Source organism: Novipirellula artificiosorum (assembly GCF_007860135.1).
Lineage (GTDB): Bacteria > Planctomycetota > Planctomycetia > Pirellulales > Pirellulaceae > Novipirellula_A > Novipirellula_A artificiosorum.
This window is the reverse complement of record NZ_SJPV01000001.1, coordinates 899,864-920,980: the sequence shown is the minus strand read 5'-3', so window position 1 is coordinate 920,980 and position 21,117 is coordinate 899,864. Positions and strand designations below refer to the sequence as shown.

At 54.6% G+C, this 21,117-nt stretch carries 15 protein-coding genes; 9 read left to right on the top strand and 6 right to left on the bottom strand.

All coding sequences use genetic code 11. The features are described from left to right. Nucleotides 1–161: 161 nt before the first annotated feature. The 3 genes from Poly41_RS03225 to Poly41_RS03215 all read right to left on the bottom strand — a co-directional run bounded on the left by Poly41_RS03225 (nucleotide 162) and on the right by Poly41_RS03215 (nucleotide 5,438). Nucleotides 162–3,272, bottom strand: a complete 3,111-nt coding sequence (locus tag Poly41_RS03225; protein ID WP_146524453.1) for a protein kinase domain-containing protein — start codon at nucleotides 3,270–3,272, stop codon at nucleotides 162–164. 124 nt (nucleotides 3,273–3,396) lie between these two features. Continuing rightward, nucleotides 3,397–4,152 carry an RNA polymerase sigma factor gene (locus tag Poly41_RS03220; protein ID WP_146524452.1) on the bottom strand — a complete coding sequence of 252 codons (756 nt, stop codon included), beginning with the start codon at nucleotides 4,150–4,152 and terminating at the stop codon, nucleotides 3,397–3,399. 44 nt (nucleotides 4,153–4,196) lie between these two features. Beyond that, the gene (locus Poly41_RS03215; protein WP_146524451.1) at nucleotides 4,197–5,438 is read right to left on the bottom strand and encodes a hypothetical protein; all 1,242 of its coding nucleotides are present in this window, start codon (nucleotides 5,436–5,438) and stop codon (nucleotides 4,197–4,199) included. Nucleotides 5,439–5,866: 428 nt separating this feature from the next. On the opposite strand from Poly41_RS03215, the gene Poly41_RS03210 reads away from it, so the two are divergent. From Poly41_RS03210 to Poly41_RS03200, 4 genes are all read left to right on the top strand, one after another. Continuing rightward, entirely contained in the window at nucleotides 5,867–6,436 is a 570-nt protein-coding gene (locus tag Poly41_RS03210; RefSeq protein ID WP_146524450.1) for a hypothetical protein, read from the top strand. Nucleotides 6,437–6,610: 174 nt separating this feature from the next. Next, nucleotides 6,611–6,778 (top strand): hypothetical protein, encoded by a 168-nt coding sequence (locus Poly41_RS33805; protein WP_197231032.1) that lies wholly within the window; start codon nucleotides 6,611–6,613, stop codon nucleotides 6,776–6,778. Between the two features lie 222 nt (nucleotides 6,779–7,000). Continuing rightward, nucleotides 7,001–7,804 (top strand): SDR family NAD(P)-dependent oxidoreductase, encoded by an 804-nt coding sequence (locus Poly41_RS03205; RefSeq protein ID WP_146524449.1) that lies wholly within the window; start codon nucleotides 7,001–7,003, stop codon nucleotides 7,802–7,804. 10 nt (nucleotides 7,805–7,814) lie between these two features. Continuing rightward, nucleotides 7,815–8,633 carry a sugar isomerase domain-containing protein gene (locus Poly41_RS03200; protein WP_146524448.1) on the top strand — a complete coding sequence of 273 codons (819 nt, stop codon included), beginning with the start codon at nucleotides 7,815–7,817 and terminating at the stop codon, nucleotides 8,631–8,633. A gap of 70 nt (nucleotides 8,634–8,703) precedes the next feature. Here Poly41_RS03200 and ylqF read toward each other — a convergent pair whose 3' ends face one another. Beyond that, on the bottom strand, nucleotides 8,704–9,660 hold the full coding sequence (gene ylqF, locus Poly41_RS03195) for a ribosome biogenesis GTPase YlqF (protein ID WP_146524447.1): 957 nt from the start codon (nucleotides 9,658–9,660) through the stop codon (nucleotides 8,704–8,706). Nucleotides 9,661–10,069: 409 nt separating this feature from the next. Here ylqF and Poly41_RS03190 point away from each other — a divergent pair, with 409 nt between their 5' ends. Both Poly41_RS03190 and Poly41_RS03185 read left to right on the top strand, forming a co-directional pair. Beyond that, complete coding sequence (locus Poly41_RS03190; RefSeq protein WP_231615358.1) at nucleotides 10,070–11,434, top strand: porin; 1,365 nt, start codon at nucleotides 10,070–10,072, stop codon at nucleotides 11,432–11,434. A 488-nt stretch (nucleotides 11,435–11,922) separates the two neighbouring features. Further along, nucleotides 11,923–13,467: a glutamate synthase-related protein gene (locus tag Poly41_RS03185; RefSeq protein ID WP_231615357.1), complete on the top strand. Its 1,545-nt coding sequence runs from the start codon at nucleotides 11,923–11,925 to the stop codon at nucleotides 13,465–13,467. A 423-nt stretch (nucleotides 13,468–13,890) separates the two neighbouring features. Here the strand turns inward: Poly41_RS03185 and Poly41_RS03180 are convergent, their stop codons facing one another. After that, the gene (locus tag Poly41_RS03180) at nucleotides 13,891–15,624 is read right to left on the bottom strand and encodes a sulfatase-like hydrolase/transferase (protein ID WP_456237816.1); all 1,734 of its coding nucleotides are present in this window, start codon (nucleotides 15,622–15,624) and stop codon (nucleotides 13,891–13,893) included. A gap of 93 nt (nucleotides 15,625–15,717) precedes the next feature. Beyond that, a complete protein-coding gene (locus Poly41_RS03175; RefSeq protein ID WP_146524445.1) occupies nucleotides 15,718–17,142 on the bottom strand; it encodes a sulfatase family protein in 1,425 nt (474 codons plus the stop codon). 443 nt (nucleotides 17,143–17,585) lie between these two features. Between Poly41_RS03175 and Poly41_RS03170 the strand changes: the two genes are divergently transcribed. The 3 genes from Poly41_RS03170 (at nucleotide 17,586) to Poly41_RS03160 (ending at nucleotide 21,086) form a co-directional block, all read left to right on the top strand. Next, nucleotides 17,586–18,104, top strand: coding sequence for a hypothetical protein (locus Poly41_RS03170; protein WP_146524444.1), 519 nt, complete (start codon nucleotides 17,586–17,588; stop codon nucleotides 18,102–18,104). A gap of 265 nt (nucleotides 18,105–18,369) precedes the next feature. Then, entirely contained in the window at nucleotides 18,370–19,629 is a 1,260-nt protein-coding gene (locus Poly41_RS03165) for an OmpP1/FadL family transporter (protein ID WP_146524443.1), read from the top strand. 44 nt (nucleotides 19,630–19,673) lie between these two features. Further along, a complete protein-coding gene (locus tag Poly41_RS03160) occupies nucleotides 19,674–21,086 on the top strand; it encodes a sulfatase-like hydrolase/transferase (RefSeq protein WP_146524442.1) in 1,413 nt (470 codons plus the stop codon). Nucleotides 21,087–21,117: the final 31 nt, after the last annotated feature.

Here is a 21,117-nt window from a genome sequence, read left to right as displayed (position 1 = left end):
ATTCCATTTGGAAGCGGCAATTTCGCCGTTGGCTGCCCAAGCAGACAAGAGGTCCATGAAAGAGCTCGAAAAGTTTTTGGCAGGTGAGCGCTTTCTTGAATTTGCCGCGTCATCCGATATCGGTGTCAGCTCGGCTACTGCCGTTTGTTGAGAAAATCGAGTTACCGAGGGACAAGGAAGGTGCCCGCCAGTCGATCGGAGATGCCGCGAGAGGGGATCAATGCGGATACCCAACTGAGTATCATAAACGATGCGGCAGTGATGATTGGAATGGACCACAAATACGCGGTTGTTTCCTTGTTGGAAAGAATCCAAAGCAGTGGGAATGGCAATAGGAGCGGCGACCAACTGATAACCGAGCGCCAAAGCACACGCATCCTTGATGCTCGGCTTCCATCTCCGTTGACGATCACGATACCGAAAACTCGCAGCAATGGCCCGCCACGAAACAACAATGCCCACAACAGGCTTGGGATGGCAATCAGAATCAGAAGCTGCATCAGCCCCGCAAGCACAGCGAAGGGGACGACCGGGAATCCTATCAAGGTGGACGGGGCACCGAGCAATTCTTTGACTTGGGTGGTCGCAGCGGTCATCTGCTGATCGGAAGGTGGTGGCATTTCCGACGCGATCTGTTCGGCCAATCGCTGCTGTGCAGCGGGGATCAGCCCTCGCATTGCAAGGGATTTCCATGCATCGGGATCCGCCAGTCTTTGTTGTGTTTGGCCCGCAACATAGGTCTTTAGTGACTCAATCTCTTCTTGTTTTTCCTCATTCCATGTACTGTGTGGATTTTCGAGCACTTGTAAACGCAACAAGCTATCACGCAGGGTGAGCACTTCCGGATCCTTGTCGATGATCGGTTGATTGATCATCAGCCCGAGCAGCAGGGTGCTCGCTGCAAAACAGGGGAACAAGATACATCCGATTAGCACACCCACACGGCGAGTTCTTGAGATCAATGGCGTTTCTTGCAACAAGCGGTGGAGATTCGGGACGGGAAGATCTGGGCTTTGGCACGACACGACCTCCTCCAACACCTGGCGAGCGTGAACCGGTAGCGGAGCGGACACGCGGCGCCGAGCAGCCTCGTCAGCCGTCACGATTTTTCCTTCGAGCGCTGCGATTGCAATCTGGTTGAGGAACACATGCAGCGAAGTGTTTTCGATGACCTCGGCCTCGATTGTGAAGGGGGTGATTGGCTGCGACGTACCGCCCGGTGCAACGAATTCTAATAGCTTTGCTCGCCCATCATCGGTAATCCAAATACGATCGAGTGAGAGACTGTGCGGCAAGGATCCGTCCTGGCGTGCGGCTTGCAACTCCTCGGCAATGTCAACCAGCCAATAGCGAACTTGCTTCCAAGGGAGTGGGTCGTCCAACAATTGTGTTAGAGGCACTCCGAGCGGTGCTTCAAACGCATCCCAGCAATCGTCGGTTGTGTGACGACCATTCAGCCAGTGCAGTCGCCCGACGCGACGAGTCTTTTGTATCGCCTCACTTTCAATCTTGTCCTTGCTCTTGGTGCAATGAATCCAGACTCTGCGCAGTAGTTGTGCGTCGTAACCAAGCACCAGCTCTTCCGATTCGGTTTGATAGAGACGATCCAGAGCGAAATAGGGACCAATCTTGGAGGTCCCCTCGGAGTCTGTGAATGACCCCACCTCGATTGCAATCAGAGGGCGTTGTTGCTCCGACGAGGATTGAACGACTCGTGTGCCACTGGCCAATTCATGCAATCCCGCATACCCGTTACGGCGCCGTACGCTTGAAAATAGCAGCAGAGTTAGAATCATCGGGCTGATGCTTGCAATCCAGGGAACGGGAGCAATCCACGGCATTTCGTAGTTGCCTGGGTAATAGTCGTTTTGAGGCGACATCCAAACGGCGAAACTCAGATTTGCAATCCCCGGCACCATGATGTAGATCGATGCACGAACGAACGCTTGCCCCAGCCCAACCCGATCACCGTTCCTGGGATTGACGACTCGTAGTCGACAGATTGCTTTTCCAGGCGACGCTCCCCAAATTCCTTCACTGATTCCATAGTAGGCAATCTCGAATAGGATCGTTACGAGTGAGAACCAAGCTGCATATTCGACAAAACGGGAATCCAGAAAAGGAATTCCCACATCTGTTCCAAACAACAGGGTTGCGACCAGTGTTACCGCCCATAAAACGGCTGACCAAATCCCGATGTCTAACGCGGCTGCGATCGTTCGCCAGCCCATCGTTGCGGGCGTCGGTGCGATCGAACGGAAGGGTTGAAGTGCTGCACGCAGTTCGCTGTACGTTCCGTATCTCGCGGCAGGGCGTTTGTGTAGGCATCGCATCACGACTCTTGATAAGCCATCGGGAACGGCGCCATGAGGACTGCTCATCGGTGTCGGCGCACTTTCCAACGCGCGAGCCAGCAGCTGGATCATGCTCTTTGCGTCGAAGGGAGCTCGTCCGGTAATCAGATAATACAGCGTGCCGCCGACCGCATAAACATCCGACCGCAGGTCCAAGTCGTCGCCTCGCAATTGTTCCGGTGACGAAAAAGCTGGAGTGCCGATAAACTCGCCATCGATCGTTAGCTGCGATTCACTTCGTGGCAATGTCGAGATGGAAAGGCCGAAGTCGCCAATCTTGACGGTTCCATCGTCGTCAAGGAAACAGTTGGCTGGTTTCACATCGCGATGCAAGACCCCTTTCACGTGCGCCGCTTCCAATCCCGCGATCAGTTGGAGTGAAATGTCTACGGCTTCACCGAATGGCAACGCTCCTTCATGCTGGACGCGCTGCTGTAGCGTCCCACCACCAGCCAATTCCATGGCGATCGTCGGTTTGTTGTCGATTTCCTCTGTGCCATAAACATAGACGCTGTTGGGATGATTGACCGAAGCGGCCAAGCGACCTTCACGCAGAAAACGACGCCGAGCCTCGGGGGATTCCAGCGAGTGTTTCAGTACTTTCAACGCGACCCGCCGTCCGTTGTCGATTTGCTGAGCCTCGTAGACGGTTCCCATTCCTCCTTGTCCGAGACGGCGAATGATTTGATATCCACCAAATTGGTCTCCGCTGACCAGCGTTCGGGCTTGGGAAACCGGCTGCAAATCGACTGGATGAGCCATCGTCTCGGCAACGTGACTTGCCATGCCGCTTTCCGCCTCCCCGCTCTGCAAATCGGAAGCGAACCCCAGTTTCAATAGACAATCGGGGCATAGTTTCGCTGGAGCGTCGGATGGCAACGTGGCGCCGCATTGGGGGCAAGTCTTGGGATCGTTCATCGCACATTTTCCTGGCCGTTGTGGTTGAGTTCACAAGTTACAGACGGAAAGCGAGTAAAAGGTTACCAAGAAAAATATACGAATTTCTTAGGGTGGTTCGGCGATTGATCGCAGGTTCCCTCCATTAGGTTTGCGAATGGATCGCTGCAAAGAGATCTCGGAGTTCGTCTTCAACGTCGTCTGGGTTCTCGAGCGTTTGGCTCACCTGTTGTTTCAGCAAACGGCGGTAGTCACGTTTGAGTCGATGAACGGCAACCTTGACGGCTCCTTCGGACAGGGACAATTCGTTAGCGATGACGCGATAGGACGGTGAATCCGACGCCTGCGTCAAACAGGGCTGCAGTTTAACGAATAAGTCTGATTTTCCTGACGCCGCGTACCGCTCTTGCAAAACCGTCATCGCGTTTTCCAAGATTGTCAGCGCCCAGCGTCGATCGAATAAACGCTGGGGAGTCATCGCGTCGACCGGTTCCGATCGATAGTCCTTTTCAGCCCGGTGAAAATCAAGTGATAGAACGCCTCGGCCACCTCCCCGTTTCAGAGCCTTCGCCCTTTCTCGCTCGTGTGACAAAAAATGCTTCATGGCAGCAAGTAAGAACGAGCGAAATCGACCTCGCTGAGGCTCCACCGACCCGAGGAAATCACGCTGAACCAGCCGCGTCAAGAATTCCTGAGTCAACTCTTCGGCATCATGCGATGCGTAATCGCTGCGGCGAACGTAAGCATAGAGTGCGTACCAGTAAGTTTGACAAAGTGTCTCGAGTGCTTCGTGCACTTGAGATTCACTACCTTGTTTGGCCGACAGAACGACGCTCCAGTGGGTCGTAGCAAATCGATCAAACCTCTTTCGAAGAACGTCGTCGCTTTGTTCGGCAGTCATGACTTGAGCAGTGGTTGGCGTAGAAAAACGTGATGGGATGCATGCTAGAATTGGAGCGAGGGTGATCGTTTCCAGACTTCTTCATTGGCGAGATGCGCCGACAGGAGGCTGCCTGGATTCGTGATGATGTTAGTGAGAAGGTAGGTCCCATCGGCGAGTGGTTCGATTTGACCACGGATCGAAAGTCCCTTGACGAGCTCCTTGGGCAATTTGGGTTTCCCGTCTTTGATGTAATGGACCATCCGCAACTCATCGCCCAACTTGCCGATTTCCAACGACAGCGTCCTCAGGGGTTGCGATTGATCGCTGGCGTCTCGGTAATCGATGTCCATGTAGCCGACGATGGGAAGGTTGGGTTGGTAATGTTGGTACGCCGACCAATGGACCATGGGGGCCTTGAAATTGCGGGGGCGAATCTTGATCGACTCGATGTTCGCTTGACGCATTTGTTCCAGCTCGGAGGTAGCAAATTCACGAGTCGAATCGCTGACGCCGTTCCATTCAAAGGCTCGCGCAAGTGCGGCGGAGTCCCCCTCGATGGCCGCCTTGGTGTCGGCAATCAGACGTTTCTGGGCATCCTTTGGAAATTCGGCCTTCAACAGGATATTCGGCTCGACTTCAAAGTAGCTCGAGAATCGATTGAGCAGCATCACACCGCGTGCTGCGTTCTGTTGGCGTTCCATTTGGGTGTAGGATCGCCAGGAGATTTCCTTGGTGCGAACGGGTACGCCGTAGACGGGCGGTTCGTCACTTGTGATAACCAACCTCACCCACCACACTCGATTCATCCGCTGGCCATCGTCGTAACGAGTGAAACGTCGAAAGTAAGCCGTAGCTGGTAGCTGTTTCGTTTGGGCAATCCTGTCGAGCGTTGCTTTCACGTTCACGGGAAGATGTGGCTGCATGCTGAACGCTCTGATCGCATCAAGCGTCTCGTCTTCCGTGACCGCTGGTTGAAAACGTCCAATGGGGCTTTCCATCGATTGTTGATTAAACGTTTCGATGGCGGTTGCCAGCGAGCGAGCTTCGAGGTTTTCGACATCGACGATGCAGTACGGGTACTTGGCATCGACTTCGGTGCGAGCGGTTTCGCTTGGCTCGTTCTGTGCGAATGCAAGAACTGAAGTCATGCTCGTCAACACCAAGCCCGCAACGGCGATGAAGGATCCGGGCATGAACGCCAGCAGTGGCGCCGCGGTTTCGCCAAACAAGCGACCCCTGCGGTAGCTCTGCCACGAGCGGTTGCCCCCCTCGGCAGCCAACGCTTCGAATTGCGGTCTCGCCATGTTTGATTCCGTCGAATAGGATTGAGTGCGATGCAGTTTCTCGTTCACTCGAACCTATGCGACGGGCCAAATCGAATCAACCCAGCAAATCGAATTCGATAGAAATGTAGCTGGCGTTCAAGGGGTCGCTTCGCTACTTCCAACGGAATGAGCGAGAGAAACCAGTTTGCTTGGCTCCGTATAGTCCGCGGTTGCGCACCCACTTGGTTGGTTTCGTCGCCTGAATGAAGTAGAATTGCTCAGTACGGTATCGATCTCGATCGAAAACTTGGACTCCTCAAACGACTCGATCTCGCAAAACGTCGTTTGTATTGCTTGTTTCCTTTTCTTGACCACACGAGATTTTTGACCACACGAGATACGTCGAAGCGTCTTCGCCTCACGAGATCCGGAGTACAGGTGCTGAAAACTTGATCCTTGGGGGGACCATGATGAACGAGAATGCTGAGTCGAGTTCGGTTAAAGAAACAAACACCAGCACAGGTTGGAAGCTGCAGTTCGGCGTGCTCTGTGGCATGCTCATGCTGGCATTGATTGGCATGGGATTGAGTCAGGCATTGGAACAAAGTGCCTGGTGGTACTGGTTGTTTGTCGTGTTCACTTATGCGGCACTCGGATTGTGGCGAAGCACACGCAAAGCCAAGCGAGGCGGCCATGGATTGAAGAATCTGATCAGTCGTGAACTGGCGCATTGGGCTGTGCTACTGGCCTTTCTCGGTGTGCTGGCGGTGCTGGAACGAAAGGAGATCATTAGCCGCGAGTCTTCCTCGGATTTCGCATTGCTGTTATTGGCATTTAGCTGTTGCCTGGCTGGAATCCATTTCGACTGGCTACTGCTGATCATGGGTGTCGTCTTGACGGTCATGTTGGTAGCGATGGCAACACTGGAACAGTACACGATCGTGTTATGGCTTGTCATGATTGTGGTCACGGTAGCGGCAGCAGCTTTCTTTTACTTGAAGTCAAATCGTGGACGTGCGGCGGATGGGTTGGACTAATCCAACTCCTCTAACTTTGGACGCGAGGTTTTCGGTTTTAGAAGCTTTCGGCGAATCTTGTCGGGCGAGTCTTGTCGGGCGAGTCTTGTCGGGCGAGTCTTGTCGGGCGAGTCTTGTCATGGGCAGCAATTTATCTAGCTATCTTGCCGAATCCTCCAGTCCGTATCCGGGGTGGTGCAAACCGCTGATATGGGCCGCGTTTTTAACGCTGCTGCTGCCTACCCAAACGGAAGAGCCACGTTTCCTGCAGCGGTTCGAGAGCATGACAAAACGGATCGTGAATCGCTTGAATCGCAACAGCATGATTTTGAGGCGGCAACCAAGTTGGAATTGGGCCAGTAATGGTGGGGCAACCCTTATAGACATTGGGCGTGCCATCATGCGTTATCCTACCAGTTTTATTCAATCTGATTGCTTTCCAATCGTTGCTCGTGTAATCTCTGCTGGCAAGCGAGTTGGCGGTAGCTCCACCGGCATGCAAAAGAGAGCCAGCGGCTGGAAGCCACGAACACGGGCGATATCATTGCGGTTTCAATTGATGTCCTTCTCTACGGGGTTCCGAACATGAGACTCGCGAATCAAACCATCGTTATCATCGGTGGTACCGGTGGCATTGGACGTTCCGCATCGCTGGCATGTCTGCAGGAAGGTGCAAACCTCGTCGTCGTGGGACGCCAGCAACAATCGATCGCCGCGGCGCAGCGCTGCTTCGATGACCATCATGTTTCCGATAAGGTTTGGGTCCTCGATGGGGATGCCGCAGAATCGGCGACGGCTGAGCATGCTGTGCAAGAAGCGGTTCGTGTTTTCGGCCGACTCGATGCTCTCTACCATGTCGCTGGTGGCAGCGGACGCAAGTTCGGCGATGGGCCGCTACACGAGTTGACCGATGAGGGAATTGACTTCACCCTGCGGCTCAACTTGGCAAGTGTCCTGTATTCCAACCGCGCTGCGACCAAGCAGTTTCTCGCCCAAGGAGATGGCGGTTCGGTGGTGAACCTATCAAGCGTATTGGCCAACCATCCTTCGCCACGATACTTCAGCACGATCACCTACGCGGCCACCAAGGCTGGCATCATCGGGCTGACCCGCTCGGCGGCATCGGCATACGCGACGAACAACATTCGATTCAATGTCATTGCTCCTGGTTTGGTGGACACTCCGATGGCGACCCGAGCCGTCGGAAACGAAGCCATCTCGGAATTTGCTTGCCGCAAACAGCCACTCGACGGTGGCCGCGTCGGCAAGCCAACCGACATGGATGGGGCAGCCGTTTTTTTACTATCCAACGAATCCAAGTTTGTCACAGGGCAAGTCATCGAGGTCGATGGCGGTTGGTCTGTGACCGAAGGAAACCTTCCTGAGTAAAGCCCCTTCTATGAATCGAGCCCCTTCCCTAGATCGAGCTTCGGCCTCTCCTGCGGAACGCTATCTTTCGGCGAGCGAAAACTTGCTTGGGATTGTCCAGCAACAACTACCGAATATCTCTCAAGCAGCCGATTGGTTTGCGGAAACCATTCTTGCCGGACGGATGGTCCATGCGTTTGGCAGCGGCCACAGCCGGATCCTGATCGAAGAGCTCTGGCCTCGCTACGGATCGTTTCCGGGGTTCAACCCCATCGTCGAATTGTCATTGACGTTCCACAACTTAGTCGTCGGAGCCAACGGTCAACGGCAAGCGATGTTCTTAGAGAATGTGCCGGGATTGGCAGAGCGCATCTTGCGTAATTTCGATCTCTCGACGCAAGACACTGCGCTGGTCTGTAGCAGCAGCGGCTGCAACGTGGTGCCGATCGAAATGGCTGAGCAGTTCAAACGTCGCGGTGTCCGCGTGGTCGCGGTGGTTAGCCAATCGCATAGTGACGCGAGCGCGACCAAACACGCCGGCGGGTTGAAATTGGCGGACGTGGCCGATTTGGTGCTTGATACCGGGGCACCCGCTGGCGACGCGATGGTTCACGTCGACAACCTGGACACTCCGGTCGCACCGGGTTCGACCATCGGCGGGTGCTTGCTGATCAATTGCATGAAGGCGGAGGTGGCCGCCCGGTTGAGTGCTGCGGGGCAACCGCCCAAAGTGTTGTCCGCGGGTTGCACCGTCGGTGCCGAACGAGCGGTGGAACTTTTTGAGTCCGCCTACGACGAACACGCCCACCGCTTGGCAAAGTTGTACGAGTCCGTGGGCCCGTCGATCTGAACATGAATTTGGGGATGCGAATACAACAAGATCGGATTGCGGGAAACCCGCGACCTTCTTTTGGCGAAGCTCAGTTCATCTCGCGTGATTTTCGCTTCGCTCGTTGCTGGTCACGAAATCGCTTTTTTCGCTTGGCATCTTTTTGAGTGGCCTGCTCTGCCTTCTCGGCGATCTCGGCTGCCGTGCGTGCTTTCTCGTGCTCCATGATTTCCGGTGTTTCGAGGGTCAGCCGTCCGAGTCCGCCGGAGCGCAGTTCCGTGACAAGAATCCGCGAAGCGCGATCGATATCAACCTGGTTGTTCTTGCCGAGACATCCTCGCTTTCGTCCGATTGCTTCGATCGTCTCCAACTCGGTCTCGGGCAGCGAATCCAAATCGTAGCGTTCCCTCAGTCGTTCTGGATAATGCGTTAGCATGTAGCGAACGCCAAAGAAACCGATATCGGCATAGTCGATGGCCGTTTCTTTGATGGAACCGATTAAGGCTAGGCGGTATCCGCTATTCACGTTGTGGACGTTGGGCCAGAGCATGCCGGGCGTGTCCAGCAGCGTGATGCCGTCGCCAATATTGACTCGTTGTTGTTGCTTGGTGATCGCCGGAGTGTTGCCCGTTTTGGCAATTTTGCGCCCCGCCAGATAATTAAGGATTGTCGATTTGCCGACGTTAGGAATGCCAACGATCATGGCGTTCATCGTCTTGCCCTCTCGGTGCGGCACCATTCTGGCAGCGATCAATTTCAGTTGTCGTATCGTGGGAACGTCTTCGGTGGTGACCGCATGGGCGCGGACGCCAGCGGTTGCCTCGAAGTGGGCTTGCCAAGTCGCGGTCATGGTCTCGTCCGCAAGATCGCTTTTCGCCAAAACCTTTAAGCAGGGTTTGTTTCCCCGCAATTCGGCGAGCATTGGATTCTCGCTTGAATAGGGAATCCTCGCGTCCAGGATTTCGATGACCACGTCCACCTTGGGAAGCATTGCCTGGATTTCAAGCCGAGCTTTGTGCATGTGGCCCGGGAACCACTGGATTGGCATGAGCTTGTCGGTGGTTCGAGATCGTTTGAGCGTGAGAGGCGAGTCCGGATGTGGATGGCTTCTGAGATCGTGGGAATGTGCACTCATCCATCGACTCGCTCGCCACAATATAGGTTAAGTGAGGCGATGCCGCAATTGAGAGGAAACCGTCGACAGTTCGCTACGATTCGGTTTGGCTCGGTTCTTGCATCGTCCTGCAAGCACAAAGAATCCTCATTGTCGTTGGGTTCCTACCCAGCGGAGGGAAAGCTTTCCATTTGCAATGGGTCACACGCGTTTCGATCTCAAGTACGTCCTCCACTCCGACCGACGAAGCAGGACAACGGACTGTATTCGTTGAACAACCACTTGTAGCGATTAATTGATTTGTCTCAGGCAGGGAGTGTAGAGGATGAACTTGGCTAAGCTCATGACGCGAATCGCCTGCGTGGGAGTGATTGCGGCAATGGTGTTCACTCTTCTAACGGCAAATGCGGCAGCAGCCTGCAATGTGTGTCGCGAGCTGGGATCGACCCCCGATGTCGGCTGCAGTGGTTGCGATACGACGGGCCCTTGCGATGCGATAGAAATGCCATGTGACGGCTTGTGCTGCCAAGCATCTGGCTGTGCAGCGGCCGAGCCATGGAGCATGCCACAACCTTGTTTTCTGCAGCAGTCCGGTTTCAAAGTTGGCGGTTGGTTGCAACAGGGGTTTACGTCCAACGCCAGCAACCCCGAAGACGGATTCAACGGTCCTTTGGGAACCAACGACTGGGACGATCGGTATCAACTGAATCAGTTCTGGCTCTGGCTCCATCGGCCGGCTGATAATGGCGGCAACGGTTGGGCATGGGGCGGTCATCTTGACATGACCTATGGCACGGATTTCCGTTTCGGAGTCAATCACGGTTTGGAGGACCGCATCAACGGTGCCAACCAGGACTACGGATTGGTCATTCCGCAGGGATACCTTGAGGTTGCCTACAACGATCTGTCGGTCAAGTTTGGGCACATGGCAGCGATTCTTGATTACGAATCCGTCCCAGCGGTTGCCAATCCGTTCTATTCTCACTCTTACTCTTACGCCTACACGGTTCCGCAATTGGTCACCGGTTTCTTGGCGGACTATCAGCTGACCGATCAGCTTTCCGTTCAAGCCGGATTACATCGCGGTTGGTTTATGTTTGAGGACTTGAACGACTCTTGGGACTTCATGGGGGGGATCAAGTGGGAGAGTCTCGATAAAAAGAGCTCGATCGCTTGGGCATGTAATTTTGGGCCACAGGATCCCGGCATGACACCAGATTGGAATGGGATCCCCGGTGACCAGGACCGTTTTGTTTACAGTTTGGTTTATCAGCGCCAGCTGACCAAGAAATTGCGCTACGTGGGTGTCCATAACTTGGGGATCGAACAAAACACGCCCGTTAACCTTGGCGATCACGCGGAGTGGTACGGATTGAATCAGTACCTCCTTTACACGATCAATCCTCGATGGTCGTCCAATCTACGGTTCGAAGTCATTCGCGACGACGATGGCATGAAGATCGCGGGTCCAGGCAACTACCCCGCTCTTGCAATCAACGCCAACGATGGTTTCGGCTATGTCGGTGACTTCTACGAGTTGACCTATGGCTTGACTTACATACCACATCCCAACCTACGGATCCGCCCCGAGGTCCGGTGGGACTACTTTGACTTGGGCGGGCCGCTGGGCCCAAAGGGTCTTCCCTTTGACTCAGGCGACAAGGACGATCAGTTCACCTTTGCGGTCGACGCCGTGTTGACCTTCTAGTGGACCGTCAGCATTAAATTCTAGGGTAGTGGATTTCGCCAGAAATCCGTAACTCAAATATTCTTAGGGACTTCTGGCGAAGTCCACTACGTACCAACTCGCAGTTCTAAGCTTGACGGTCCACTAGCACCTTTTCCATGATGCGGTGGCCGTTCTCGGTTCAACGGGTTGTTCACTCGAGCCCGTTCTACTGCTTGCGCGAGTGCCGAGGGCATGAGAACGGCAAGTGTGTCAATTAGTCGCAGTCTTGACTGTTTGTGCATTTGCACTACTGCATCCGCCTATAATCTGGCATCGTGCGTCGGCATCTTGATGTCGACTTGTATGCCATTTTCTTCTTGGATGTTGTGAGGTTTACCGTGGCGGAGTGGATCAGATCAAATGACGTATTGGGAACAACCAACCGTGGTAATCCGTGTGAGTCGGGGTTGTGTACCCTGTGCCGAGCGGATTGTAAAGGAAAGTGCGAGACTTGGCTTGGCAGCTTGGTGGGGCGCAAACTGCTCTATCCCCGTGACTTTGGATTGGTCACGGCCGGCAGCGGCAACACCACGCACGTCGGCGTGAATTACAACAATTTGCGAATCCAAGGTGGTGTTTACGGTGCAAAGGGGCTTCCGCCGGGATTGTCCGACTCGGCCGACGATTGCGTGTTCCCAAACGTCTCGGTCGAAACCGAATACGGGTCCAAGATAAAGACCAAAGCTCGCGTGCCGTTAATGACCGGAGCACTTGGGTCAACGATTATTGCCGCGAAGTATTGGGAATCGTTCGCAACGGGTGCCGCTCTGGTGGGCTTTCCGATCGTGGTTGGAGAAAACGTTGTTGGTGTCGACCGACAATCCGTCATCGAAAAGGGATGCGTCAAGAAAGCCCCCGAACTTGATCGCCGCATTGACACCTTCCTGCGCTACTACGATGGCTTTGGAGCCGTCATTGTTCAGTTGAACGTGGAAGATACTCGTAACGGCGTTGCGGAATATGTCGTGGACAAGTATGGCGATAAAGTCACGATCGAACTGAAGTGGGGACAGGGCGCAAAGAACATTGGCGGCGAGATCCAAGTCAGCACGTACGACTACGCGATGTTCCTGAAAGAACGTGGGTATGTGGTTGACCCCGATCCGTCGCTACCGGAAGTGAAGGATGCGTTTGATCGAAATGCCATCCGCGCGTTTGCTCGTCACAGTCGGCTCGGCTACACCGATCTTCGAAGCGAAGCCGCGGTGCATGAGAACTTCATGCAATCGGTTGACTACCTGCGTGGTCTTGGATATGAGCGGATTACGTTGAAGACCGGATCGTACGGCATGGAAGGCCTGGCAATGGCGATCAAGTATGCCAGCGAAACGAACCTGGATTTGTTAACGATCGATGGCAGCGGCGGTGGAACGGGAATGAGTCCCTGGAACATGATGGAAACCTGGGGCGTGCCCTCGGTGTTGCTACATGCGAAAGCAAATCAGTATGGACAAATCTTGGCCAATGCCGGGAAGAACGTCGTCGACATGGCGTTCGCAGGCGGGTTGGCTCGTGAAGATCATCTCTTCAAAGCCTTGGCCCTCGGCGCACCCTTTACGAAGTTAATCTGCATGGGGCGTGCTTTGATGATCCCTGGATTTGTTGGCTCGAACGTCGAAGGTGTGTTGAAGGGCGAAGAGGGGGAAGCGATTGTTGATGGCGAATTGGTCCGCCGTGATACGGTTCATGGCACATGGGATAAATTGCCTGCGACGGTGCGAGAGATTGGACACTCAGCGGATGAAATTTTTGCTGGTTACCATGAAGTGCAAAATCGGTTAGGCAAAGACGAGATGAAGAACGTGCCCTACGGTGCGATAGCGATCTGGACGTTGGCTGATAAATTGGCCGCAGGCCTGCAGCAGTTGATGGCCGGTGCAAGAAAATTCTCGCTTTCTCAAGTCGACCGCAGCGACATCGTTGCGGCGAACCGCGAAACGGAAGAGGAGACCGGCATTGCGTTCATCACCGACGTCGATGACGACAAGGCTCGGCAGTTGTTGATGTCTTAAGCATCGCAACATGACGTTCGCGGGCGTGGCGTGTGTTGCCAGATGGCAGTGCCAGATGGCATCGCCCACGCTCGCCGCTCAGTCCGAGATTGATTCGGCAAATTACAGCAAATGCCCACAAAGTGGCGCTGTCCAGCTAGCCCGGATTATTCATCCGTCCAAACCTATTCCCCGTAACCCTTTGTATGCAATCAGCTTACATCGATTGAGTAAGGAACAGACTGCGCACGTTGGAGTTGTAGGCTTTAGCCGATTCAGCAAGGTCCAGCCGCAATCGGCTAAAGCCTACCACTCCAACGAATCATCTGGGCTAGGAATGCGTACTTCATGACGATTCCATCGAAGGGTTTGTGAGCAAAGTTGGGTGTTTCTCAAAAGGGCGTTCGATTCGAAAACCGGTCAAGAAGCCCAGGCTTTAGAGGGCTACTTGGGCACGATCGCTTGAGCCGTCCGATCGTCAACGACGAAGTAACCCAGAGGTTGCTGGGTTGCCGCATCGCGAATCAGCCAAACCGCACCAGGACGCGTTTGTTGGGCTTTTTGTTCACCCGATTCAATCGTTCCGTAAGACTTCGGTTTGCCTGCCAGATCCATCCAGCACAACTGAACCGGTTGGTCGCGTTGATTGGTGAAGTAAACGGAAAATGGATTGCCATCCGGAACGGATGGCGGTGTTGGCTGATCGCGGTCGGGAACCCAAAGCAGCTTCGTGAGTGAATCGATCGACGGTTCGACTCGCTCGTGAAACGTCTTCGGCGATCGTTCTCGAAAATCGGCAAGCAGCGCCGTCGACGCCTCATCCGAGGCGAGGTTCGTCCACTCATAGGGATCGCTGTCGATCTCGTAGAATTCCTCGCTACCATCGTGGTAATGGATGTAGCGGTGCGTCCGACCGCTGACACTGTAACTGCCCGGTTGTGCCAAGAAGGTTACGCTCGGGTGCAACCAGTCCTTTCTAGAAGGGGTGATCAACAATGGCAACAAACTCGGGCCATCGTTGTCTGGTTTCGAATCGAGCCCACACAGATCGATCAGCGTCGGGTACAAGCTGAGCAGATTCACGGGCGCGTCACAGACCGCGCCGACCGTTGTGCCATCGGGCAAGGCCTTCGAAATGCTCGGTGGCACGCGGATCATCAGGGGAACGTGCGTCACCGCACGCCAAGGTGTATACTTTTGCCAGTGTTCCTTCTCACCCAATTGCCAACCATGATCGGACCAAAGCACAACGAGGGTGTTGTCAGCGTTTGGGCCTGATTCGAGCGCATCGAGTACACGGCCCAGCATCGCGTCGGCAAAATGGATCGAGGCCAAGTACCCTTGGATGCCCTGTTTCCACTGATCGTGCTGCAGGATGTGTTCGAAGTAACGATTTCGAGCCGCGCGGACGCCAGCGGGGGGAACATCGTCGAGATCATCCGCCAAATAGCCAGGCGGCAACTGGATGCTTTCGAGCGGAAACGGCTCGTAGTATTTCTTCGGCACAAACCAGGGTTCATGAGGGCGATACAATCCGCACGCCAAAAATAGCGGCTGCTTGTGTTTCTGGCTCAACTGATCGGCCACGTATTTGCTGACGGACCAGTCACCACCGAATTCTTCGTCGGTCACATCGAGTGCTGCCCAGTCGGTTTCGACGTATTGCCAAGGGCCACCACGTGGCAGGTTGACGGGGCGAGTTTTCGGATAGAACGTTTCGGGTAACGGGTTCTCCGAACTCGCTTTTGGGAAGTATTCGTCCCAAGAAGCCGCATCGATAAAGTAGTGCAGCATCTTGCCCGACCCGGCTGCACGATACCCCGAGTTGCGAAAGTATTGTGGGATCAGCACCTCGTCGGGCATAACCTCGCGCATCTGTTGCCGATTGTCATACATACCGCTGCGGTTGGGCGCGCGACCGGTGAAGATCGCAGAACGACAGGGGTTACACGCAGGTGCAGGGCAATGTGCGTTCGTGAAAAGGGTTCCGGTGGCGGCCAATCGATCCAGATTCGGAGTGATGGTCTGGGGGTGCCCCCCCAGGCAGCCAATCCAATCGTTCAAGTCATCCATTGCGATGAACAGCACGTTGGGCCGATCCGGTTCCGCAGCGTTCGTCATCCCCCCAAAAAGGCAAGCGAAAGATCCGACGAGGGTGATAATCAACTTGTTTTTCATTGTAGGTTGCCGTTAGTGGATTCTGTTCAAGATACTCGTGTTTTAGGATCTTTAACAAGATCCACTACCCCAAAATAGAATGCTGACGGTCCACTAGTGTTTCGGTCGTGCGGTGGCCTCGGTCGAAGCTTCTCGCTGGATTGAGAACACCTTGCCGCTCGGCTTGGTAGGCAGAGTCGCTTTCCATTGCGAAATCGACTGGATCAACTGCGCGACCACCTCGGGACGCGTTTGGGCAACGTCGTTTTTTTCATACGGATCGGAGACGATGTCATAGAGTTCCGAGTGGTTGAGCGCTTCGTTCGTCAGCAGTTTCCAATTGCGATTGACCGTAGCGTACGTAACCCAGTGGTAAGAGGGGGTCACTCTCGGTGGCCATCGTCCCGACATTTTCCAAAAAAGTGGGGCCTCTCGTCCCTGCGACGGTGTGCCCGTCAAAGCAGCGAGCTGACTGACGCCATCAGGCTGATAGTCAGGTGGCAGTTCAACGCCTGCGATCTGGCAAAACGTGGGCAACAAGTCGACTGCCGAAATCATCGAAGAGCGATCAATTTCACCAGCCGCAATCTTCCCAGGCCACCGGGCGAGGAAGGGGACATTGATCCCGCCTTCAAACAACGCAGCCTTATAACCCTTGCGGCCAGCCGTGATGCCTTTGGAGGCAGCGATACCATATCCCGCACCTGTGGCCGTATCATACGTCAGCGACAACTCCGTTGAGCCTGACGCACGAGCCGGTCCGTTGTCACTGCTGAAGATCACTAACGTGTTCTCTGTCAACTCCAACCGATCGAGTGTATCGAGCACCTGGCCGATTCGATCATCGGCATGTGACAGGACCGAAGCATAAATTTCGTCGGCTTCTTCGAGTCCGCTGTCTCGAAAACGCCAGCGATACTTTGGAACCGTGTGAAAGGGGGTATGAGGTTCATGGACCCAGAGGTTAATAAAGAACGGCTTGCCGGCTTGGTGGCTCTTTTCGATGAACGCAATCGCGCCGGCCGCATCTTCGTGAACCGGCATCTGTTCGCCCGAGCAGTTGAATGCGCCGTACGCGTCGTAACCGTAAACGCCGGGCGACGGTGAATCAGGAATCATGTCGTTGGCAAGATGCCATTTACCGAAGTGTGCTGTCGCATAGCCACCGCGATGCAATAGTTTTGGCAAGGTAACCACAGCGGGGTCAAGCCAATCGGGCATGTTGCGTTTCGCATTCGTCTCCACCCAAGCAAAGTGCCCGTCGATGTTGTAGCGAGCTGGGAAATGTCCCGTCATCACCGCCGTTCGGCTCGGCGAACACACACCACTGGCGACCGTAAACCGATGAAAGTCGGTGCCTTCACGAGCAAGTCGGTCAATGTTCGGTGTTTGAACATAGGGATGACCATGACAGCCAAGATCCCCCCAGCCCCAATCATCGGCAAAGATAAACAACAGATTCGGACGGGGTGACTCGGCGATGCCGAGGGATGGCAAGACGCCAAGCAACGTGATGGTAAGTAATTGCAGTGTTTTCATAGGTTTCTTCCTAAGGAGAGGGTCGGTTGCTATCGCATCCTGCGAAGGTTGGAGTTCAAGCTTCACCATGCATTCTGCGCTGTCACAATCTCGAGCTTGAACTCCAACGGGGAGACGTCAATCCTCCGCGGCTGACGCCATTTTGCTCACTCCCGAATTCAATCTGGTTTGAAAAACAGAGTTGGCTGTGGCACACAGAATAGCCGAAACTACCGATCACGACAAAGTAAATTAGCGCAAAGACGAACCGCATTCGCGTCATCTCGAACAATGCACCGACGATCGCCACGTCCGTGACGACTCCATGAGGCAAGCTTTCTTGCGGAGCGTGCAAGAAGCGGAGAGCCGCAGCGGAAGATAGACGCAAACAGGACGAATCTGTACGATGGCCAGAAATGCCAGGAAAGACGCCGCCCGTTGCAACCGCCTAGAACGAATTGAAAATGCGTCAATTCAAGATTCTTGATCTTCTCGGAATCACCGCACTCGTTGCGTTGCATCTCGCGGCCTTTCGTATCGAGGCGACCTTTGGCAGTTCGGATTGGACTGACCTTGTCTCTGTTACCCCAACCGCAATCACCTGTTTGCTCCATCTCCGGCTTCGATTGCGAATCCGAATGGCGATGGTCGTTCACTACATCTCAACGCTCGCGTGGACGTTCATGCACAGTTTGGGGTACTACGCCGCTCTGAATGCCTACGAACGCGCGCACCCTCCTCTTCCTGAAATTCTTCTCCACTATGCTCCGGTCGACAACGCATGGGATGACACACTTGACATGGCTTTTTGGGGAATCGCACTGTCTGCGACCTACGGCATGGTCGCATATGCTGCTGTTCAAGCATCGCTGGCCTCGTCTCCACGGCACCCTCCCGGTCAGCCGACTGGAAAAAACGAATGCGATAATTGCCAGCTCGTCGGCTCCGACAGTCCCTATGACGCAGATGCCGCCGAAGATTGAACGAACAGCGTCAAGAAGTTGCCTGGAGCCCGTGCTGGTTGAAATCCTGGCTCCTCCGCAGAATCGGTGGGTCATCGAATACAGGTTGGCTGTTTGACTTTGCCGGTTGTTCGCGTGTTGCAGATTCATCGGGTTGATGGCCGCTGAATCACTCTGATTGCGCTGAAATTCGTAGGTAGAGGATCTGTGCCGTGCCGATTCAGCAAAGGGTTCGCCTTCAGCGTTGCAGGCGGATGGAGAGTCCGCGGGCAAAGGAGTGCAGGACGTGTCGATTGGTAAAGTTCTAGCGGTTGTGACGGTCTTGGCTTGTCACTTGACGGTGCTTGCCCCGAAGCAGAGTTTTGGGCAGGCTTTTGGGGTTGAGCTGCAGGCCAGCGTGTTGCCAGCTTCGGGTGGTATGGGAGGTGCGGGAATCGCACGCCCTCAGGATCTTCAAACGACGTTGGCGCTCAACCCAGCGACGCTGGCCCAGAAAAAAGGCACGCAATTCAGCTTCGGCGGCGCTTGGGTCGAGCCCACGATCAACTTGGACAATGATGCCACGATCGGGATCGGGGCCGGATCGATCCAGCCGTTCAAAGCGAAGTCGCATCGCCCCGGTTCGATCGTTGGCAACATTTCATTGAGCCAGGATTTCACTGCATTGGGGCTGCCTGCCACCGTCGGCGTAGGGCTGCTGACCGCTTCGGGACTCGGCGTAAACTATCGCTATGTGCCAGAAAGCAAGGGCACCTCAGCGGAAATGGCTGTCTTGCAGACGGCTGTCGGCGCGGGGGTCGAATTGACGGACCGACTCTCGATTGGCATGTTGGGAACGGTTGGTTCGGCTTCCATGGATGGGATCTTTGCCGGAATCAGCGCCTCCACACCGGCCTACAACTTGCGTGGCGCGTTGGGGTTCACCTATGACGTCAGAGACACGACGACACTCGGCGGGTATTGGCATACCGAGCAGAAATTTACCTTCGATGATTATGTGCAGATTGGTCTGCCGACCGCTCCCTTTCAGGATTTCGATGTCTCGCTGCCCAACAAATACGGAATCGGAATTGCCGACGAGTCGCTGCTAGGCGGCAAACTGCTGGTAGCGGTCGACTTCATGGTTTTTGATTGGTCCAACACGGATTTTTTTGGTGCCATTTGGGATGACCAATTTGCTTTGCAGACTGGTCTTCAATACACGGCCAGCAGCAGATGCAAGCTCCGAGCGGGTTATGCCTACGCCGAAAACACAACGAAGAACATCGTTGCTCCAAGCTTCGGCCCGATCACTCCCCAAGCTGGTGTCGACTATATCCAAGCTCTGTTTCCCAACATCAACGAGCACCGGATCAGTGGGGGCATTGGGCTGACCGACGTGTTGCCGGGCGTCGATCTTGATCTCTTTGCGGGTGGTGCGTTCAATGCGACACAGACCTATACGTTTTCGCAGGCATCCGTCGAAAGCTATTGGGTTGGTTTCGGCACGACGTGGCGGTTTGGTCGCGGCGGGTGCAGCCATGTTAGCGTGCCCGATCAATGGTGATTGCTAAGCGTTACGAGTTCCCCCAAATCAGAAAGTGAACCGGCATGTCGTATCGGATGTTGCTCACCATTGTTGTTTGCCTCGCGAGTTTGAATGGCGCCGTCTGCGGTGGGCAGCCCGCTGAGAAACCCAACGTTGTCTTTATTCTGGCGGATGATCTGGGTTTCAATCAGATCGGTGTTTATGGCGACACTCCGATCAAGACTCCACATCTTGATTCACTGGCCCGCAGCGGTATTCGATTCACTCAAGCCTACGCGGGTAACACGGTCTGCTCGCCGTCTCGAGTGTCGTTGTTTACCGGACGTGATGGTCGGTTGATGGAGAACAATTCGAACACGGTACAGTTGAAAGAGATCGACGTGACGATCGCGGATGTGCTGAAGCATGCCGGATACGATACGGCTTTGTTCGGAAAGTACTCGATCGGATCGCAAATGGGAGTGACCGATCCGTTGGCGATGGGTTTTGATACATGGTATGGCATGTACTCGATCCTCGAAGGCCATCGGCAATATCCCCCGTTTTTGTGGAAAGATGGAAGGAAACTGCGGATCGAATCCAACGAAGGTGGAAACCAGGGAGCCTATGCCCAGGAGTTGTTTACCAAGCAGGCGGTCGAGTACATCGGTCAGGATCGCAAGAATCCTTTTTTTGTGTTGCTTGCGTTCTCTTCGCCCCATGCTGAACTGGCGGTTCCAAAAAAATACAGCGCCCCGTACGAAGCCACCTTTGCACCTCGTCCGTACCTCGGCATGTCAACGGGCACCCCCAGCGACAAATATGCGTGGTACTATCCCACGCCCGTTCCCAATCCCGATGCGACGTTGGCCGGAATGGTGACGGCGCTCGATGATTATGTCGGTCAGATCGTTGCGGTAATTCAGGCCAAAGGAATCGCTGAGAAGACGCTGATCTTCTTTACCTCTGACAATGGACCTCATGACGAAGGTGGCGGTGATCCCAAATTCTTTCGTGCATCCCAGCCCTACAAGGGAATGAAGCGAGACGTTTACGATGGTGGAATTCACGTTCCAATGATTGTCAGTTGGCCCGGTACGATCTCCAAACCACGCGTCGACGATACACCTTGGGCGTTTGCGGACGTGTTGCCTACGTTGGCGGAATTAGCCGACGTGTCATTGAATCAAGTCCCTCGCGTCAAAACCAATGGGGTTTCTATCGCGGGTCTGCTGCGCAACGAACCGAGTTCGATTCCGGATCGAACGTTGTATTGGGAGTTTGGAAAACAAGCGGGTGATCCAAATTCAGGAATCATTGGAGAAGTCTACCAAGCGGCGCGCCGTGGTTCCTGGAAAGCCGTTCGCTATGGTCTCGATGCTCCGGTGGAGTTGTATGACCTCGAGCGAGACCCCAGAGAAAGCCAGGATCTGAAGGAGAAGCGTCCCGAGATCCATCAGGAATTTGTCGACTTGTTCACAACTTATCAAGACTGACTGCGTTAACGATTTGTAGCGGCCAAGGAAT

What these genes read in the sequence shown, in the direction of transcription:
- Poly41_RS03170 (WP_146524444.1), top strand. Translation starts at nt 17,586, where the DNA reads ATGCGTCAATTCAAGATTCTTGATCTTCTCGGAATCACCGCACTCGTT.
- Poly41_RS03225 (WP_146524453.1), bottom strand. Translation starts at nt 3,272, where the DNA reads ATGAACGATCCCAAGACTTGCCCCCAATGCGGCGCCACGTTGCCATCC.
- ylqF (WP_146524447.1), bottom strand. Translation starts at nt 9,660, where the DNA reads ATGCCAATCCAGTGGTTCCCGGGCCACATGCACAAAGCTCGGCTTGAA.
- Poly41_RS03205 (WP_146524449.1), top strand. Translation starts at nt 7,001, where the DNA reads ATGAGACTCGCGAATCAAACCATCGTTATCATCGGTGGTACCGGTGGC.
- Poly41_RS03190 (WP_231615358.1), top strand. Translation starts at nt 10,070, where the DNA reads ATGACGCGAATCGCCTGCGTGGGAGTGATTGCGGCAATGGTGTTCACT.
- Poly41_RS03175 (WP_146524445.1), bottom strand. Translation starts at nt 17,142, where the DNA reads ATGAAAACACTGCAATTACTTACCATCACGTTGCTTGGCGTCTTGCCA.
- Poly41_RS03180 (WP_456237816.1), bottom strand. Translation starts at nt 15,624, where the DNA reads ATGAAAAACAAGTTGATTATCACCCTCGTCGGATCTTTCGCTTGCCTT.
- Poly41_RS03160 (WP_146524442.1), top strand. Translation starts at nt 19,674, where the DNA reads ATGTCGTATCGGATGTTGCTCACCATTGTTGTTTGCCTCGCGAGTTTG.
- Poly41_RS03215 (WP_146524451.1), bottom strand. Translation starts at nt 5,438, where the DNA reads ATGGCGAGACCGCAATTCGAAGCGTTGGCTGCCGAGGGGGGCAACCGC.
- Poly41_RS03220 (WP_146524452.1), bottom strand. Translation starts at nt 4,152, where the DNA reads ATGACTGCCGAACAAAGCGACGACGTTCTTCGAAAGAGGTTTGATCGA.
- Poly41_RS03200 (WP_146524448.1), top strand. Translation starts at nt 7,815, where the DNA reads ATGAATCGAGCCCCTTCCCTAGATCGAGCTTCGGCCTCTCCTGCGGAA.
- Poly41_RS03210 (WP_146524450.1), top strand. Translation starts at nt 5,867, where the DNA reads ATGATGAACGAGAATGCTGAGTCGAGTTCGGTTAAAGAAACAAACACC.